The organism is Denitrobacterium sp. (assembly GCF_056180635.1).
Genome location: NZ_JAZZJS010000032.1, coordinates 1 through 2104 on the forward strand (window position 1 = coordinate 1; position 2104 = coordinate 2104).

The 2104-nt window shown below is 57.8% G+C and carries 1 protein-coding gene; it reads right to left on the bottom strand.

From position 1 onward, the window contains the following. Positions 1 to 77: 77 nt before the first annotated feature. Positions 78 to 2104: arsenosugar biosynthesis radical SAM (seleno)protein ArsS (gene arsS, locus AC04P6_RS02775; RefSeq protein WP_475565065.1), on the bottom strand; the 2027-nt coding region annotated here is incomplete at its 5' end.

Genomic DNA, 2104 nt, shown 5'->3' on the forward strand with positions numbered 1-2104 from the left:
CCGAAGACTAGCCGCACTGGGGCAAAAAGGGACACTCCCCTTTTGCTCATTACATTCGTTCGATTCGGTCTTTTTGCTTATATGAGCGCACCGCCGCAAGAGCTGCCGAAGCCTGCCGCGCAGCTATAGCACAGCGGATTCGTGCGGATCCGGCGCGATGGCAATTGGCCTTCCTGCATGTCGAAGATCGTCGCATCGCGCATGGCGTCATCCTCGCCCGATGGAATCTGAATGGGCAATCCCAGCACATGATTGGGCTCGCAATCGTACAAACGCCCATCCCAATCCACATTCACCATATCGCGGCACATCAGGCGCGTAATGGCCAGCGTGTTGAAATTGTCAGCCAAAAGGGCCAGGTAATCATCGAACATGCCATGATCCAGAAGGTCTGCCGCAAAGCGCCCGCATGCCCAATTGTTGAATGCGAATAAACCATCGAAGCATACGCCTTGATCACGTTCGAGCACTTTGCGGTAAGATGCCTCGATCATGTCCTGCGGCAGCGGCAGAAACGGTCCGGCAACGTTATACACCAGATCCAGAACGAGCGGCTTCGCGCTGTCATTTTCCCCTTGAGCGCTATCGGGTTCCCGATGCGCCTTGCCATAACCGAGCGCATTCAGCTTGCGGATGGCGTCTATAGCTCGCTCGAACACGCCGTCGCCACGTTGCGAAGCAGTCCCCTTGGGATCGTAGAACGGCAAGGAGGCAATCACATGAACGCCTTCCTGCGCAAACGCGTCCATAAGCGGCGCATACTCGGGCTTCTCCAACAACGTCAGGTTCGTGCGCACGATCACGTTGCCCCAGCCCGCCCGCTGCGCCACCTCGCGCAAGAACCACTCGAACTCGGGATGCAGCTCGGGACTGCCGCCGGTGACATCCATGGTCTCGAAACCGCCCGCCTCGAACGCTGTCAGACAAGCTTCGAGCGTCTCATGCGACATGTGCTCCGTGCGCTTTGGAGTGCATTCCAGATAGCAATGCCGACATGCCAGATTGCATGCATACGTGATGTTCACCTGCATGGTCGCCTGATGCTCGTGCGTCTGCAGCAGCGACGGTTCGCCCACGCGCTCCTCAAACGTGTAGTAGTTAGCACGTTCGTAGGCATCCTGCAGCATCTGCAAATCGACGTTACGCGTTCCGAGCCGCACCTCAAACGCCTGTTGAGCACGCTCGGCATCGAATGCCCCGCGATGGAGACGCGCCTTCGAGATTCCGAAGTACTTCGCATAGCGCGACGCTTCCAGCATGCGCGCCGTATTGCCGCTTACCGCGCGCGGTCTTCCTTTGATGAAACGCAGCTCGGAATCGAAATCGAAATAACGCGGCATCTCGGGCATGCCGCCCAGATACGTCGCTTGCTGTCCATAGTCTTCTTCGGTCTGTTCGAGTCCCGTGCACTTGATGGCGCGGATCGTGCGGCTCCGAAAACTCGTGAAGCCAACGCGTGTTTGAATGCCCAAATCGCCCACATTCATGGGATTGTCGACCGTCCATACGAAATGCGGCCATCCCGCATCTGCCATCAAACGGCGAAAATCCTCTGCATATGTTGCGCCGCCCAGGCATTCGCTATGCAGTATGGGGTCGTCGCGCAGCTCTTGCGGCAAACGCCGACTTGCATATACGTCCGAGAAGTACAACTCTCCGCCCGGCTTGAGCACGCGATAGACCTCCGCCATCACCATATCCTTGAACGGCGACAGGTTAACAACGCAATTCGATACCACCACGTCGATTGATTCATCGTCAATGCCGCAAGCCGCCAAATCCTCGATGTAGCCCAGGCGGAACTCCACATTGGAGTTCTCGAACCCGAACTTCTGCGCATGGTAATCGCGATAGCGCTCGGCGATTTCCAGCTGCTCAGGAGTCATATCCACGCCGATTACGCGACCGGTCGGACCCACCAGTTTCGATAGGACGTACACATCGCGACCCGAGCCGCACCCCAAATCGAGCACCGTGGCACCTTCAAGCGCCGGGGGAATGGGCGACCCGCATCCATAGAAACGCGCAATCACCTCGTCGGCAATAAGCGGCATGACATCGAGTACATAGCGAGGCGGCGGCACCGCTTCGCAATGCGGCGCAT